Below are 14,668 nucleotides of genomic sequence, written 5' to 3' on the forward strand. Positions count from 1 at the left end.
CCGCCGCCGGGGGACTTACATGAAGCCCGTACATAAATGCTTGCGGAGCCTCTCATGAACACCGACCTCCTCTCCCTCTTCGATGCCGACGAGGCGTCCGTGCAGGCGATGCTCCGGGAGACGCTGAAAAACGCGGACGACGGCGAGCTCTTCCTCGAGCACGCGCAGGCCGAGTCGCTCTCCTTCGACAATGGCCGCCTCAAGGGGGGCAGCTTCAACACCGACCAGGGTTTTGGCCTGCGCGCCGTTGCCGGCGAAGCGGTCGGCTATGCGCATTCCGGCGAGATGACACTCGCCGCGCTGAAGCGGGCCTCCGATGCGGCCGGTGCCGTTACGCGTGGTTACTCCGGCGACTATACGGATGCGCCGCAGGGCACGAACCGCCAGCTCTACACCCAGGACAACCCGATCGGCGCGCCGACCTTCGAGCAGAAGGTGGCGCTGCTCACCGAGATCGACGCCTATCTGCGCGACAAGGATCCGAAGGTGCGGCAGGTGACGGCCTCGATTGCCGCGAGTTGGCAGGTCGTCAACATCCTGCGCGCCGACGGACACCGCGTCACCGACGTGCGCCCGATGACCCGCATCAACATTTCCGTCGTCGCCGGAGAAGGCGACCGGCAGGAGACCGGCAGCTACGGCATCGGCGGACGCACGACCTTCGACGCCTTCCTAACCCAGGAAAGCTGGCGGGCGGGCGCCGACGATGCGCTGCGCCAGGCGCTGGTCAATCTCGAAGCCGTCGAGGCGCCGGCCGGCACGATGGATGTGGTGCTGGCCTCCGGCTGGCCGGGCGTGATGCTGCACGAGGCCGTCGGCCATGGCCTGGAGGGCGACTTCAACCGCAAGAAGACCTCGGCCTTCGCCGGCCTGCTTGGCGAACAGGTCGCCTCCAAGGGCGTCACCGTCGTCGACGACGGCACGATCGACAACCGGCGCGGCTCGATCACGGTCGATGATGAAGGCACCCCGTCGGCCTACAATGTGCTGATCGAGGACGGAAAACTGGTCGGCTATATGCAGGACCGGCAGAATGCCCGCCTGATGGGCATGAAGGCGACCGGTAACGGCCGCCGGCAGGGTTATGCCTATCGCCCCATGCCGCGCATGACCAACACCTACATGCTCTCCGGCGACAAGACGCCGGACGAGATCATCGCCTCGGTGAAGAACGGCATCTATGCCGTCTCCTTTGGTGGCGGCCAGGTGGACATCACATCGGGCAAGTTCGTCTTCGGCTGTACAGAAGCCTACCTGATCGAAAATGGCAAGGTAACGGCACCGGTCAAGGGTGCCATGCTGATCGGCAACGGCCCGGACGCCATGCGCCGCGTCTCGATGGTCGGCAACGATACCAAGCTCGACACCGGCATCGGCAATTGCGGCAAGGCCGGCCAATGGGTGCCGGTCGGTGTTGGCCAGCCGCATCTTCGGATGGACCAGATCACGGTGGGTGGGACGAAGGCTTAAACGCCCTCCCCGCCTCCTACGCCAAAACTCTGCAACAGCCATTCCCGGAAGGCACGCGCCTCCGGTGACAGGCGTTTGAAGTCACGGGCGACCAGCCAATAGGCGCCAAAGGGAATCGAGATGTCGAAGGGCTGCACCAGGCGGCCCTCGGCCAAATCCTCGGCGGCGAAGGACCGGTCGACCAAGGCGACGCCGTGGCCGCGAAGGGCCGCCTGCAGCACCAGATTGCCCTCCGTGAAAATCTGGGCGCGCCCGCGGGCCGCGTCCGGCAGACCTGCGGTGGCAAACCAGTGTTGCCAGGCGCTGCGGTTCTCCTCGTGCAACAGGGTGTAGGCCAGAAGGTCGGCGGGTTCGTTCAGGGGCGGGCCATCCGCCAGCAGGCACGGCATCATCACCGGCACCATTTCCACATCTGCCAGATGGTCGGCTACGGCCCGCGGCCAGGCCTTTGCATCCGCCCCGTGGCGAATGGCGATCTCGGCATCCTGCGTGCGGAACTCGATAAGCCGCGCGTCGGAATCGACCACGACGTCGATCTCGGGATGGTCGGCATGGAAATCGTCGAGATGCGGCACGAGCCAGCAGGCGGCGAAGGAGGGTTCGGCACTGATTTCCAGTAGCCCGCCACCCCGGCGACCGCGGATTTCCGACAGGCTGGCATCCATGGCATCGAAGGCGCGGGACAGCACGTCGAGAAGTGCGCGGCCGGACGGTGTCAGGCGGACGTTGCGGTGGCGCCGCTCGAACAGCTGCTTGCCGAGTTCGGCCTCCAGCTCCTTCACCTGCCGACTGACCGCGGCCTGCGACACCAGCAGTTCGTCGGCGGCAAGCGTAAAACTTCCAAGCCGGCCCGCCGCCTCGAAACTTCTCAGCGCCGTCAGGGGCAGCCGTCCGCGTTTCATCGCATAACCTCAAGTCATTCGAGATCGACGATAAACTCGTTTGAGCGAAAGAGGCAAGCGGGCGGACAATCCATGCAGTTCAAACGCATGGAGAACGAGACAATGTTCGACGCTGTCACAACCATCATGATGGAGGTGGTTCGCATCCTCACCTTCCAGTCCGGGCGGGCGGCACCGCCGCGCCACAGGAAAGCCGTTGTTAACCCATCGGATACCGACCGGATGCGATAACGGCCAGGAAACGACAAGAAAGACCGAAGAAACATGCCAATCCGCAATGTCATGCGCCAGGGGCTCAAGCGCGCCGTCATCACCGGCGGGCTGGAGTTTGCGCACTTTGCGGGCCGCGCCGGGCTGATGTCCACGGCGCGCGGCATGGGCGCGATCTTCACGCTGCATCATGTGCGCCCGAAGGTGCCGCACGTCTTCGATCCCAATGCGCATCTGGAAATAACCCCGGAATTCCTCGAAGCGGCGATCGAGCACCTGCGCGAGGAAGGCTACCAGTTCGTGGCGCTTGCCGACATGCCGGCGCGTCTTGCCATTGCGCGGCCCGGCGAGCGTTTTGCGGCCTTCACGCTTGACGACGGCTATCGCAACAACGCCATGCACGCCCAGCCGGTCTTTACCCGCCACAAGGTGCCGTTCACGGTGTTCGTGGCGCCGGGCTTCTGCTGCAAGACCCATGGCATCTGGTGGGAGACGCTGACGGAGTTGCTGCGCGTGGCGCCGCATCTGGAGTTCGATTTCGGCACCGGCGCGGTCACCATGCCGCTTGCCACCCCCTTTCAGAAGCAGGCGGCCTTCAGCCGGATGACCCGCTTCGTCCAGGTGGAAACAGACGAGGCGACCGCGATCGAAAGGCTCGATACGGCCGCAAAGGCGCACGGCATCGATCCGATGATGATCACCGAACGGCTCGTCATGCGCGAACCGGAGCTGAAAAGCCTCGTGCTCAACCCCCTCGCCTCGATCGGCGCCCATACGGTCAGCCACCGCTCGCTCGCGCGCCTCAGCGACCAGGAAGCCCGCCGCGAGATGGATGAATCGGCCGACCGCATCGCCGCGATCATCGGCCACCGCCCGGAAACCTTCGCCTATCCCTATGGCGACCGCGCCGCCGTCTCGTCACGCGAACACCGCATCGCCAAGGAGCTTGGCTTCCGCCTCGCAGTGACGACGGAACCCGGCACGCTCTCGCCCCGCTCCTTCGACGCGCCGACGACGCTCCCCCGCATCTCGCTGAATGGGCTCTACCAGAAACCGAAATATGTCGGCGCACTGGCCTCCGGCATCCCGTTCCGGCTGCTGCGGCGCTAATCGTTACGGATACATCCGGACCTTCGTCCAGCCCTTGCCGTCTTCGGTACGGCGGAATTCCACGCGGTCGTGCAGGCGGAAGGCGCGGTCGTGCCAGAACTCGATCGAGACGGGCTTTATCCGGAAGCCGGACCAGTATGGCGGGCGGGGGATGTTGCCGATCGCGTAGCGTGCGGTGTATTCGGCGACCGCCTTTTCCAGCGCGAAGCGGCTTTCGAGCAGGCGGGACTGTTTCGACGCCCAGGCACCGATACGGCTGCCGCGCGGGCGCGAGGCGTAATATTCGTCGGCCTCGGCGTCGGTGACGATCTCCACTTCGCCGCGAATGCGCACCTGGCGGCGCAGCGATTTCCAGTGGAAGCACATGGCGGCCTTGCGGGCGGAGAGAAGTTCCTCGCCCTTTCGGCTTTCGAAATTCGTGTAGAAAACGAAGCCGCGCTCGTCGAATCCCTTGAGCAGGACCATGCGGACGTTGGGCAATCCGGTTTCGTCGACGGTTGCCAGCGACAGCGCGCTCGCATCGTTCGGCTCGGTCTTTCCGGCCTCTTCCAGCCAGGTGCCGAACAGGGAGTAAGGTTCGTTTTCCTCGGTGAAGTCACCGCTTGTTAACGCGTTTTCGCTCATATTCGATTCAATGCCGATCTATTGGCTGCATGAAGCAGGATGGAGTGGACGTCATAGCAAAGTCGCGACCGGAGACAAAGCCATACTGGGCGCGCTGCCTTGCGATCGTTACCGTGATGATGTCCGGTGCGCTCGTATCCGGCTGCATGAGTGGCCTCGACCTGTTTGACGACAAGGTGGATACCGTACGCACCAGCGCCGTGCCGAACAACGCGGAGCGGTTGACCGACGAGATCACCGTGCGCAACGCCGTCTCCTCCGCCGATCTTGCGCGCACCGCCGGTAGCGCCATTCCCTGGGCAAACTCCGCTTCGGGCAGCGCCGGCGTGATCAGCACCATCGCCGAAAACCGCGACACGACGGGACGTACCTGCCGCGACTTCGTGACGACCAGGCATTCCTACCAGGGCATCGCCAACTATACCGGCCGCACCTGCCTTGGCAGTTCCGGCGAATGGATGCTGCTCGCCTTCGACCTGCAGGGCTGAGGGCACCTCCCGGGGCTTGCGCGAAATCTTTGCGATTTCTCAACCCTGACCCGTAACCAGTGATTAGGACGTTGCTCGCTATCGTGATCGGCAAAACGTCAACGGGTGGAAGTTATGCGTGACCCCTATTCAGTGCTCGGCGTGAAGCGAAGCGCCGGACAAGATGAAATCAAGGCCGCCTGGCGCTCGGTCGCAAAAGCGGTGCATCCCGACCAGAATCACGACGACCCCAACGCAACCGTGCGCTTCACCGAGGCCGGCCGGGCCTACGACCTGTTGCGCGACCCGGACAAGCGCAGCCGCTACGACCGCCAACAGCGCGAGGCCGAGCTTCGCCGCATGGAGCAGATGCGTCGCCAGCAGGCCGAGCGCAAGGCCCAGGCCGAAGCCCCGCCGCGCATGGCGGACGAAGGCGCGGAAGACATGATCGCCCGCATCTTCGGCGTCGATTCCCGCGGCCAGCCGGCGGAAGCCAAACCGGAGGCCCGCCCGCAGCCGCAGGCTCAGCAGCCGACCGCCGCCACCGCACAGGACGCGCGCAAGGCCGCAGGCGACACCCCGCTGGACGAGACGGCGCCGGCGCGCGCCGCCGCGCCCGCGGCAGCGATCATCTCCGCCATCATCCGCCGCATTCGCGGCAGCCGCGCCAAGGTGGAGAAGGCCCCGGATCTCGTCGCCGACGTCACCGTCACGGTCGAGGATATCCTGAACCGGGTGCGCCAGACGCTCGAAACACCGGACGGGCAGACATTGCGCGTGCCGATCGGCGCCGGCTCGACCGACGGCCAGGTGATCCGCCTCCGGGAAGCGGGCTATCGCCTGGAAAACCTGAGACGTGGCGATGCGATCATCACCGTGCGCGTGGCGCCGGGCCGCTTCCGCGTCGATGGCTTCGACCTGAAGGTGGACCTGCCGATCACCATCGAAAACGCCGTGCTCGGCTGCGAGACGACGATCGAGGGCCCTCTCGGGTCGCTTCCCGTGACGGTGCCGGCCTGGTCGGGTTCCGACCAGAAGATCACCATTGCGGGCGAAGGCCTCGTCAAGGAAAACGGCGAGCGCGGCGATCTCATCGCCGAAATCCGCCTTCTGCTGTGGGAAAAGCCGGACGCCAAGATGATCGATCTCATGCGTTCGCTGCGCGAAGGCCTTTATCTTTAAGCCTTTTGTGACGCTTCGGTAAAACATGCACCCATTGTTACGTGTGCTAACAGTTCCTGAAGCCTCCCGCGCTTGAACCACCGTGCCGCCTATGCCATAGGCAGTTTCGACTTTAAGTTCAGGGGGCAAACCATGGTTCAGGCATCTGGTCTGATGAAGGGCAAGCGCGGCGTCATCATGGGCGTCGCCAACAACCGTTCCATCGCCTGGGGCATCGCCAAGGCTATCCACGCACAGGGCGCCGAGATCGCCTTCACCTATCAGGGCGATGCGCTGAAGAAGCGCGTCGAGCCGCTGGCTGCCGAAATCGGCGCCGTGCTGGCGGGTGATTGCGATGTTTCCGACGAAGCGTCGATCGATGCGGTCTTCGACAATGTCGAGAAGATGTGGGGCAAGATCGACTTCATCGTGCACGCCATCGGCTTTTCCGACAAGGACGAGCTGACCGGCCGCTACGTCGACACGACGCCGGGCAACTTCGCCAAGACGATGCAGATCTCGGTCTATTCCTTCACGTCGGTCGCCCGCCGTGCGGAAAAGCTGATGACCGACGGCGGCTCGATGCTGACGCTGACCTATTACGGCGCGGAAAAGGTCATGCCGAACTACAACGTCATGGGCGTTGCCAAGGCTGCACTCGAGGCGAGCGTGAAATACCTCGCCGTCGACCTCGGCCCGAAGAACATCCGCGTCAATGCCATTTCGGCCGGCCCGATCAAGACGCTCGCGGCCGCCGGCATCGGCGACTTCCGCTATATCCTCAAGTGGAACGAGTACAACGCGCCGCTGCGCCGTACCGTCACCATCGAGGAAGTGGGCGATGTCGGCCTCTACATGCTGTCCGACCTGTCGCGCTCGGTGACCGGCGAAACGCACCATGCCGACAGCGGCTACCATGTCGTCGGCATGAAGGCCGTGGACGCGCCGGACATTTCTGTCGCCAAGGATTAAACGGACCGCGGGACCCTCTGCCTTGCTTATCTACATGATCCGACACGGCCAGACCGCGTGGAATGCAGAGGGCAGGCTGCAAGGGCAGAAGGATATCCCGCTGAATGATACCGGCCGCAAGCAGGCGGCCGGTAACGGCACGGCCCTCAAGGGCATTCTCGGCAAGACGGTTTCCGATTTCGATTTCGTGGCAAGCCCGCTTGGGCGCACGCGCGAGACGATGGAGATCCTGCGCCGCGCCATGGGCCTCGATCCCCTCGCCTACCGCACCGATCCGCGCCTCGTCGAAGTCTCCTTCGGTGACTGGGAAGGCCATACGTTGCCCGAGCTTGCGGCGCAGGCGCCGGAGCGCGTCGAGGAGCGCCGCCACGCGAAGTGGAACTTCATACCGCCGGGCGACGATGCCGAGAGTTACGAGATCCTCTCCTGGCGCATCGCCTCATGGCTTGCCGACGTGCGCCAGCCGACCGTCTGCGTCAGCCATGGCGGCGTGTTCCGCGCGGCCTTCCGCCTGCATGGCATGGGTGAGGAAGAGGCAGCCAACACGCCGATCCATCAGGACCGGCTGCTACGCATCGATGCGACTGGCATGCACTGGCTGTGAGGAGCGATTAAATCCTACTGGATGATTTCGAGGTCGTTGATGACGCGCTTGCCATCCACTTCGGTGTAGAACACCAGCACCTTCACGCCCGGTGTCAGGCCTTCGAAGTTGAACTCTTCCGGCGCCTGGTACTTCTTGCCGTCGTCGAGCGACAGGCTGAGGTTCGTCGTATCGACATTCGTGATGGTGGCCTCGACGTCGGCGCTTTCTGCCGATGCAGTCAGTGGCGAGAGGAAAACAGCCATAGCCATCAGAGCGGCGATCAGAAGGCGCATCGTGCGAATCCCTGGAAATGAATCGGTCTTTTTGCTGGCCATCAGATGCCCCCCAAATATGGCGAAATTTGCCCGCCCCCGCGGTCGTGTGAAATGGATGGCCGGAAAGGCCCCGTGAATCAAGGCGGGCGCAGCGCTCATCCCCGGGATTGTCGGACAAATGCGGCACAGCCGCGCCTTGTCGAGCGGAAATGCAAGTATTTCAGCTGCTTATAAATGCAATTTTAAGGAAACAAGCCGTACCGTTTTGCAACAAACGGGAACTGTCTTTTGCACCTGCCTGCCGCCCTTCGCCGCCATCTGGCGTCCATTGCAGAATGGGCGCGGCCGTCGCTCGTTCCCGCGGCGATTGCCGGCTGCGTCATCCTGACGGCGGGCATCATCTACGAGCGGCAGAACGCGAACATTTACCGCAACGAGCTGCAGAACCATGTCGCGGGCGACCTCGCACTCGTCGGCGCCCGCCTGCAGAGCGAGGTGAACAGCAATGTGGCGGCGCTGCGGAGCGTCGCCAACATGTTCGCCGTGGCGCCGGAGCAGGCGACCCTGCAGTTCAATGTCTTCGCCCGCAAGCTGATGCTGCAGAACACCCATTTCCGCCGTGTCGGCGTCGCACCCGGCGGCAAGGTCACGCAGGCCTTCCCGCTCGATGGCAACCAGCATTATCTCGGCACCAATTTCAGCCGCTTCAACTCCTTCCGCATGGCCGCCCAGACCGATCGCTCGCGCGGGCGCCCGCTGATGTTCGGGCCGGTGGAATTCGCCAAGGGCGGGCGCGGCTTCAACCTCTTCATGCCGGTCTTCACCAATGTCGACGCCCGACCTTACTTCTGGGGTTACATCGACGGGGTGATAGACGAGCGCAAGCTCTTCACCGATGCCGGCCTGATCGATCCCGACCGGCACAACCCGCCGGGCTTTTCAGCGCACTCCGCCGATATCCAACTGGCCATCCGCGATGTCAGCGTACCGGACAACATCGTCGACCCCTTCTTCGGCGATGCCGAGATTTTTGAAAGCACACCCATCGTCCAGGTGCTGGATTTTCCAGGCGGTCGCTGGGAGCTGGCCGCCATTCCGGCGAAGGGCTGGCATCATCCGCCGGAAAACCTGACGCAGATCCGGCTCATCATCATCGCCGCCGCTCTCATCATCATCGTACCGATCTTCCTGACCGGCGGCCTCGTCAGCGAGCGCCAGCGCAACATTGCCCGGCTCAGGGCGCGCGAACGGCAAGTGAAGTCGCTCTCGCAACGTCTCGACATTGCGCTTGACGCGTCCAAGATCGGCATCTGGGAAATCGAGCTTGCAACCGGCGCGCGCAACTGGGACGCCCAGATGCACCGCCTGCATGGCTTCTCTGAAGAGGCGACGCCGAACGATCACGAATGGCGCTCGGTTCTCCACCCGGACGACGTCGCCACCGCCAAGGCCCAGATGGACCTGATCTGCGCCGGCGGCAGCGAATACAAGTCGCAATACCGCATCCTCATGCCGGACGGCAGCTGGCACTATATCCGCAATGTCGGCTCGCGCCTCGCCGGCCCGAACGGCGAAGACAAGCTGACCGGCATCAGCTGGGACGTCACCGAGGACGTGCTGCTCAATCAGGCCCTGAAGACCGCCAAGGAACAGGCCGACATCCAGAACGCCGAGCTTGCCAAGCTGACGCAGCGCCTCGACCTGGCGCTCGATTCCTATGAATGCGGCCTCTGGGAGGCCGATCTGGAGGATGGGCTTACCCTGTGGGACGAGCGCATGCACCAGCTCTACGGCGTCACCAACACGGGAAGCCGCATCACGCACGACACCTGGATCAACGCCATCCATCCCGACGACCGGGAGGAGGCGGAAGGCAAGGCCGACCAGACCATCCGCGAAAACGTGCCCTACATGCGCACCTCACGGGTGGTTCACCCCGATGGGACGATCCGCCATGTGCAGTCGGTCGGCAAGCTCCATGTCGGGCAGGACGGCCGCCGCAAGCTCGTCGGCCTCGCCTTCGACGTCACCAGCGACGTGCAGATGACCGCCCGCCTCAAGGAGGCCAAGGAGCGCTCCGAGCTGCAGAACACCGAGCTGGAGCAGACGACCCGCCGCCTCGACCTCGCGCTCGATTCCTACCAGTGCGGCCTGTGGGAAGCCGACCTGAACCGCGGCCGGACCTTCTGGGACCTCCGCATGCATCAGCTCTATGGGCTGACCTTCACCGATGGCATCGTTACGCAGGAAGCCTGGCTTGGTGCCATGCACCCGGATGACCGGGCAGCGATCATCGAAAACGTCGAACGCTGCATCGCGCAGGACCTGCCCTATGTGCACGAGGCGCGCGTCGTTCTGCCCGGGGGAGAAATCCGCCATGTGCGTTCCGTCGGCAAGATCCACTATGGTCATGGCGCTACCCGCAGGCTCATCGGCCTCGCCTTCGACGTCACCGAGGACGTCGTGCTGCGCGAACATCTCAAGGCCGCCAAGACGCAGACCGACGCCAAGAACCTGGAACTCGAACAGGCGAAGGTCCGCATCGAGCACAACGCCCTGCACGACCCGCTGACCAGCCTTGGCAACCGTCGCAAGCTCGACGACGAACTGACAGCCATCGCCGCGCTCAGCACGACCGCTGACGTGCGCGTCGGCATCCTCCATATCGACCTCGACCGCTTCAAGCAGATCAACGACACGCTCGGCCATGCAGCCGGCGATGCCCTGCTCGTGCATGCCTCGCAGGTGCTGCGCGCCTCGGTGCGCGAGGGCGATCTTGTTGCCCGCATCGGCGGCGACGAATTTGTCGTGGTGGTGGCCGATACGACGGACGAGGCCTATCTCAGCGGATTGTCGCGCCGCATCATCACGCTGATGCAGCAGCCCGTCGAGTATGAAGGCCATCTCTGCCGCTTCGGCGTCAGCATCGGCATCGCGCTCGCCGAGGGCCGGGCGGTCGACACCGCCAAGCTGCTGGTCAACGCCGACATCGCGCTCTACCGCGCCAAGGCGATGGGGCGCAACCGGCACGAATTCTTCACGCAGGCGCTGCAAGCCGAAATCATCTCGAACAAGCGCATCGCCGACGACATTCTGTCCGGCATCGAGAACAACGAATTCGTTCCCTACTACCAGCCGCAGATCGATGCCGGTACGCTGAAGCTCGCCGGTGCCGAGGCGCTCATCCGCTGGAACCACCCGCGCGACGGCCTGCTGACACCTGACCGCTTCCTGAAGATCGCCGAGGACCTCAACGTCATGGCGACGCTCGACCGCATCGTGCTGGAAAAGGCGCTGCTCGACTGTGCCCGCTGGGCGGCGCGCGGCCTGATCATGCCGAAGATCTCGGTCAACGTCTCCGCCAAACGCCTGCGTGACGAAAGCCTGATCGACAGCCTCACCGGCCTTTCCATCCAGCCCGGCCAGATCGCCTTCGAACTGGTCGAATCGATCTTCCTCGACGAGAGCGACGACATCGTTCTCTCCAATCTCGAGCGCATCAAGGCGCTCGGCATCGACATCGAGATCGATGATTTCGGCACCGGCCACACCTCCATCGTCAGCCTGCTGAAGCTGAAGCCCAAGCGCCTGAAGATCGACCGCCAACTCGTCGCGCCTATCCTGTCCTCGCGCGACGAACAGGCACTGGTGCGCTCGATCATCGAGATCGGCCGCTCGCTCAATATCGAGATCGTCGCCGAAGGCGTCGAGACCATGGAACACGCCGAAATGCTCGGCCTGCTGGGTTGCGACCTCCTGCAGGGCTACGCCTTCGCCAAGCCGCTATCGCGCGATGCGTTCCTGGCCTTCGGCACCGAGATGCGCTGGAAACTGGCGTCTTAGGTCTCTTCCTTCAATCGGCGGCTTCCCCTCTCGTCGGGCAGGGTCCCTTCGAGAGCTTCGTTTATGCCGCCATGCTGATCCTGCCGCCTAAATCCTTTGGTAACCATATGTAAGGATTTCGCGCTATGCTGGAATCGACATCACGAACCCACAATCTACGGGAACTCCATATGTTGAATGCGAGCACCATAGGCCCGAGCATCATGGCGGAGCTTGATCGGCACAGATCTGGCCCAAAGATTTCAGATTTCTCGAACTGGAGAACTCCACCAGCATCGGCTGTCCGCACTCTCGATGAACTTCCACCGGAGGCTCGAGAGAGTGTGGGTCGCGCAATCGAAAATGCTAAGCGAGTAAGGGCTGGCTTGCACCTCATGCCACCTGACAGGTCGAAGGACTTCACGGATACAAAGATACGCGAGGCGATTGGCAAGGCCGATATCACCGCCCTGAGCGACGAGCAGGTCGAGCAACAAATCGAGCTTTTTGCTCATGTGAGACACAGCGGCCGCACAGAAGAATTCGCATTCTTCGGAAAGAATGGCGACCAGACGACGACGTCGATGACGCAGTTCATCATCTGGCTTCAGGAGCGCCGGGATGCGGAGACCGACGACGGAACCTATTCACCCAACGTTTCGAAGGCGTAGCCCGAGCGGCCGGCTCGCGCAAAAGCCGACATACTGTGCGAAACCCTTGTCCCACCCCTCTCTTTTCCACTAAGAGAGGGACCACTTCTATCGGGTCCGGTTCCGCTCATGTCGCACAACACTTTCGGTCATCTTTTCCGCGTCACCACCTGGGGCGAAAGCCATGGCATCGCGCTCGGCTGCGTGGTGGACGGTTGCCCGCCCGGCATCCGTTTCACGCTCGCCGAAATCCAGGCCTGGCTCGACAAGCGCAAGCCCGGCCAGTCGCGTTTCGTGACGCAGCGCCGCGAGGACGACCTCGTCAAGGTGCTCTCCGGCGTGATGATGGACGAGGACGGCGAGACGATGATCACAACCGGCACGCCGATCTCCATGATGATCGAGAACACCGACCAGCGCTCCAAGGATTATGGCGAGATCGCACGGCAGTATCGCCCCGGCCACGCCGACTACACCTATGACACCAAATACGGCATCCGCGACTATCGCGGCGGCGGCCGTTCCTCCGCCCGCGAGACCGCGGCGCGCGTCGCCGCCGGCGGCCTTGCCCGCAAGGTGGTGCCGGGCCTCACTGTCCGCGCAGCACTGGTGCAGATCGGCAAGCACAAGATCGACCGCAACAACTGGGACTGGAACGAGGTCAACAACAACCCGTTCTTCGCGCCCGACCCCGCCATCGTTCCCGTCTGGGAAGCGTATCTCGACAGCGTCCGCAAGGCCGGCTCCTCCATCGGCGCCGTCGTGGAAGTCGTCGCGGAAGGCGTGCCGGCCGGCATCGGCGCGCCGATCTACGGCAAGCTCGACCAGGACATCGCCTCCCTCCTGATGTCGATCAACGCCGTGAAGGGTGTGGAGATCGGCGACGGGTTTGCCTCCGCCGAACTGAGCGGCGAAGAAAACGCCGACGAGATGCGCATGGGCAATGACGGCAATCCGATCTTCCTGTCCAACCATGCCGGCGGTATCCTGGGCGGAATCTCGACCGGCCAGCCGGTGATCGCCCGCTTTGCCATCAAGCCGACCTCCTCCATTCTCACCGAGCGCCGCTCGATCGACGCCGACGGCAACAATGTCGACCTGCGCACCAAGGGCCGGCACGATCCCTGCGTCGGCATCCGTGCCGTGCCGATCGGCGAGGCCATGGTTGCCTGCGCCGTTGCCGATCACTACTTGCGCGACCGGGGCCAAACCGGCCGTCTTAAATAGGAGCCTGCCATGAGCTACGACCAGAAGCGTGTCGTCGATGCTATCCGCGCCTTCGAGGCCGGCGAAATCGTCGTCGTCATGGATGACGACGGCCGCGAGAACGAGGGCGATCTGATCGTCGCGGCCGTGCATTGCACGCCGGAAAAGATGGCCTTCATCGTGCGCCACACCTCCGGCATCGTCTGCACGCCGATGCCGCGCGAGGAAGCCAAGCGCCTCAACCTCAACGCCATGGTGGCGGAAAACGATTCGGCGCACACCACCGCCTTCACCGTTTCCGTCGATTTCAAGCACGGCACGACCACCGGCATTTCCGCCGACGATCGTACGCTGACGGTGCGCAACCTCGCCAATCCGAATGTTGGTCCGACGGATTTCGTGCGCCCCGGCCACATCTTCCCGCTCGTCGCCCGCGAGGGCGGCGTGCTGATGCGTTCGGGCCATACCGAAGCCGCCGTCGATCTCTGCAAGCTTGCAAGCCTGCCGCCGATCGGCGTGATCAGTGAACTCGTCAACGACGACGGTACCGTCATGCGCGGTCCGCAGGTGGCGAGCTTTGCCGAGACGCATGGCCTCAAGCAGGTCTCCGTCGCCGACCTCATCGCCTATCGCCAGCGCAAGGAAACGCTGATCGAACAGGTCGACAGCTTCACCATCGACACACCCTACGGCAAGGCCAAGGCGATGACCTACACCCTGCCCTGGGACCCGATGCACCACCTCGCCGTCGTCTTCGGCGACATCCGCGACGGTGTGGACATTCCGGTGCGCCTGCATCTCGAAAATGTCGGCGGCGACGTTTTTGGCGCGGACCGCCAGATCGACGGCATCATGAAGCGCATTGCCGGCGAAGGCCGGGGCGTCATCGTCTACCTGCGCGAGGGCTCGGTCGGCGTCGGCGCCTCGCAGACCGCCCGCAGAAGCAAGCATGAGGGCGAAGGCCACGACGAGGCGCAGGCGCGCGAAAGCGAATGGCTGGAAATCGGTCTCGGCGCGCAGATCCTGAAAGATCTCGGCATCACCTCGATCCGCCTGCTGGCCTCCCGCGAGCGCCACTATGTCGGCCTCGAAGGGTTCGGCATCCAGATCAGCGCGACGGACCTCTGCTGAACTCTGTCGATCACGCTGTAAATTGCCCTTAACACAGAATACAACCTGTGATTAAATTAGCCATGCATCTGTCAGGGGAGGA

14 protein-coding genes are annotated in these 14,668 nt (G+C 63.7%); 11 read left to right on the forward strand and 3 right to left on the reverse strand.

Annotated features, from left to right (window positions below):
• The first annotated feature begins 54 nt into the window (after positions 1-54).
• Positions 55-1,470: a metalloprotease TldD gene (gene tldD, locus BSY16_RS10280; protein ID WP_069061488.1), complete on the forward strand. Its 1,416-nt coding sequence runs from the start codon at positions 55-57 to the stop codon at positions 1,468-1,470.
• Here the strand turns inward: tldD and BSY16_RS10285 are convergent.
• Positions 1,467-2,372, reverse strand: coding sequence for a LysR substrate-binding domain-containing protein (locus tag BSY16_RS10285; protein WP_069059564.1), 906 nt, complete (start codon positions 2,370-2,372; stop codon positions 1,467-1,469). The two genes, tldD and BSY16_RS10285, sit on opposite strands and share 4 nt — an antisense overlap.
• Positions 2,373-2,444: 72 nt before the next feature.
• Here BSY16_RS10285 and BSY16_RS32395 point away from each other — a divergent pair, with 72 nt between their 5' ends.
• Both BSY16_RS32395 and BSY16_RS10290 read left to right on the forward strand, forming a co-directional pair.
• Positions 2,445-2,603: a hypothetical protein gene (locus tag BSY16_RS32395; RefSeq protein WP_171902406.1), complete on the forward strand. Its 159-nt coding sequence runs from the start codon at positions 2,445-2,447 to the stop codon at positions 2,601-2,603.
• 33 nt (positions 2,604-2,636) lie between these two features.
• Entirely contained in the window at positions 2,637-3,692 is a 1,056-nt protein-coding gene (locus BSY16_RS10290; protein WP_069059565.1) for a polysaccharide deacetylase family protein, read from the forward strand.
• A 3-nt stretch (positions 3,693-3,695) separates the two neighbouring features.
• On the opposite strand, the gene pdxH is transcribed toward BSY16_RS10290, so the two are convergent.
• On the reverse strand, positions 3,696-4,316 hold the full coding sequence (gene pdxH, locus BSY16_RS10295) for a pyridoxamine 5'-phosphate oxidase (RefSeq protein ID WP_069059566.1): 621 nt from the start codon (positions 4,314-4,316) through the stop codon (positions 3,696-3,698).
• A gap of 44 nt (positions 4,317-4,360) precedes the next feature.
• Here pdxH and BSY16_RS10300 point away from each other — a divergent pair, with 44 nt between their 5' ends.
• The 4 genes from BSY16_RS10300 to BSY16_RS10315 all read left to right on the forward strand — a co-directional run bounded on the left by BSY16_RS10300 (position 4,361) and on the right by BSY16_RS10315 (position 7,520).
• On the forward strand, positions 4,361-4,804 hold the full coding sequence (locus BSY16_RS10300) for an RT0821/Lpp0805 family surface protein (protein WP_069059567.1): 444 nt from the start codon (positions 4,361-4,363) through the stop codon (positions 4,802-4,804).
• A gap of 114 nt (positions 4,805-4,918) precedes the next feature.
• Positions 4,919-5,965 carry a DnaJ C-terminal domain-containing protein gene (locus tag BSY16_RS10305; protein ID WP_069059568.1) on the forward strand — a complete coding sequence of 349 codons (1,047 nt, stop codon included), beginning with the start codon at positions 4,919-4,921 and terminating at the stop codon, positions 5,963-5,965.
• Between the two features lie 132 nt (positions 5,966-6,097).
• Positions 6,098-6,916, forward strand: a complete 819-nt coding sequence (fabI, locus tag BSY16_RS10310; protein WP_069059569.1) for an enoyl-ACP reductase FabI — start codon at positions 6,098-6,100, stop codon at positions 6,914-6,916.
• 22 nt (positions 6,917-6,938) lie between these two features.
• Complete coding sequence (locus BSY16_RS10315; RefSeq protein ID WP_069059570.1) at positions 6,939-7,520, forward strand: histidine phosphatase family protein; 582 nt, start codon at positions 6,939-6,941, stop codon at positions 7,518-7,520.
• A gap of 14 nt (positions 7,521-7,534) precedes the next feature.
• Here BSY16_RS10315 and BSY16_RS10320 read toward each other — a convergent pair whose 3' ends face one another.
• Positions 7,535-7,795, reverse strand: a complete 261-nt coding sequence (locus BSY16_RS10320; protein WP_069061489.1) for a DUF1344 domain-containing protein — start codon at positions 7,793-7,795, stop codon at positions 7,535-7,537.
• A gap of 270 nt (positions 7,796-8,065) precedes the next feature.
• On the opposite strand from BSY16_RS10320, the gene BSY16_RS10325 reads away from it, so the two are divergent.
• From BSY16_RS10325 to ribB, 4 genes are all read left to right on the forward strand, one after another.
• Positions 8,066-11,620, forward strand: coding sequence for a bifunctional diguanylate cyclase/phosphodiesterase (locus BSY16_RS10325; protein WP_069059571.1), 3,555 nt, complete (start codon positions 8,066-8,068; stop codon positions 11,618-11,620).
• A gap of 125 nt (positions 11,621-11,745) precedes the next feature.
• On the forward strand, positions 11,746-12,270 hold the full coding sequence (locus BSY16_RS31930; RefSeq protein ID WP_150129926.1) for a hypothetical protein: 525 nt from the start codon (positions 11,746-11,748) through the stop codon (positions 12,268-12,270).
• Between the two features lie 108 nt (positions 12,271-12,378).
• Entirely contained in the window at positions 12,379-13,476 is a 1,098-nt protein-coding gene (gene aroC / locus BSY16_RS10335; RefSeq protein ID WP_069059573.1) for a chorismate synthase, read from the forward strand.
• Between the two features lie 9 nt (positions 13,477-13,485).
• Positions 13,486-14,586 (forward strand): 3,4-dihydroxy-2-butanone-4-phosphate synthase, encoded by a 1,101-nt coding sequence (gene ribB, locus BSY16_RS10340; RefSeq protein ID WP_069059574.1) that lies wholly within the window; start codon positions 13,486-13,488, stop codon positions 14,584-14,586.
• The last annotated feature ends 82 nt before the right edge of the window (positions 14,587-14,668 follow it).

Source organism: Sinorhizobium sp. RAC02 (assembly GCF_001713395.1).
In the GTDB taxonomy this organism is placed as follows: Bacteria; Pseudomonadota; Alphaproteobacteria; order Rhizobiales; family Rhizobiaceae; genus Shinella.

What these genes read in the sequence shown, in the direction of transcription:
- tldD (WP_069061488.1), top strand. Translation starts at nt 55, where the DNA reads ATGAACACCGACCTCCTCTCCCTCTTCGATGCCGACGAGGCGTCCGTG.
- BSY16_RS10285 (WP_069059564.1), bottom strand. Translation starts at nt 2,372, where the DNA reads ATGAAACGCGGACGGCTGCCCCTGACGGCGCTGAGAAGTTTCGAGGCG.
- BSY16_RS32395 (WP_171902406.1), top strand. Translation starts at nt 2,445, where the DNA reads ATGCAGTTCAAACGCATGGAGAACGAGACAATGTTCGACGCTGTCACA.
- BSY16_RS10290 (WP_069059565.1), top strand. Translation starts at nt 2,637, where the DNA reads ATGCCAATCCGCAATGTCATGCGCCAGGGGCTCAAGCGCGCCGTCATC.
- pdxH (WP_069059566.1), bottom strand. Translation starts at nt 4,316, where the DNA reads ATGAGCGAAAACGCGTTAACAAGCGGTGACTTCACCGAGGAAAACGAA.
- BSY16_RS10305 (WP_069059568.1), top strand. Translation starts at nt 4,919, where the DNA reads ATGCGTGACCCCTATTCAGTGCTCGGCGTGAAGCGAAGCGCCGGACAA.
- fabI (WP_069059569.1), top strand. Translation starts at nt 6,098, where the DNA reads ATGGTTCAGGCATCTGGTCTGATGAAGGGCAAGCGCGGCGTCATCATG.
- BSY16_RS10320 (WP_069061489.1), bottom strand. Translation starts at nt 7,795, where the DNA reads ATGCGCCTTCTGATCGCCGCTCTGATGGCTATGGCTGTTTTCCTCTCG.
- BSY16_RS31930 (WP_150129926.1), top strand. Translation starts at nt 11,746, where the DNA reads ATGCTGGAATCGACATCACGAACCCACAATCTACGGGAACTCCATATG.
- aroC (WP_069059573.1), top strand. Translation starts at nt 12,379, where the DNA reads ATGTCGCACAACACTTTCGGTCATCTTTTCCGCGTCACCACCTGGGGC.
- ribB (WP_069059574.1), top strand. Translation starts at nt 13,486, where the DNA reads ATGAGCTACGACCAGAAGCGTGTCGTCGATGCTATCCGCGCCTTCGAG.